The organism is Mesorhizobium sp. M7A.F.Ca.MR.148.00.0.0 (assembly GCF_003997735.1).
Classification (GTDB): Bacteria; Pseudomonadota; Alphaproteobacteria; order Rhizobiales; family Rhizobiaceae; genus Mesorhizobium.
In genome coordinates, this window is the sequence record NZ_RZTB01000636.1 from 1 (window position 1) to 250 (window position 250).

General features: G+C 62.0%; 1 pseudogene. It reads left to right on the forward strand.

Annotation, left to right across the window (positions count from 1 at the left end):
• Positions 1–153 precede the first annotated feature (153 nt).
• Positions 154–250, forward strand: a pseudogene (locus EOB49_RS38520) (DUF805 domain-containing protein); the annotation flags it as partial.

A 250-nucleotide genomic window follows, 5' to 3' on the forward strand; every position in this document is an offset into this window, starting at 1 on the left:
CTCTCGACTGTCATGTTCTGCTTCTGTCGAAGGCGGTTGCACTCGATGCCTTATGCTTCATTTGCCGCGAAGACGGTAGCCATGCTGGCCGTCTTGCCCATCGGCCCGGCCCTGTGCCACCTTCGGCCGGGACGTGGCGAGCGGGGGTGGCAAATGCGCGGCGAAGTACTTCACTATGACGAGATCCAGGGCTTCGGCTTCATATCCGGGGCCGACGGCAACCGTTACACCTTCACCCGCGAGAACCTGC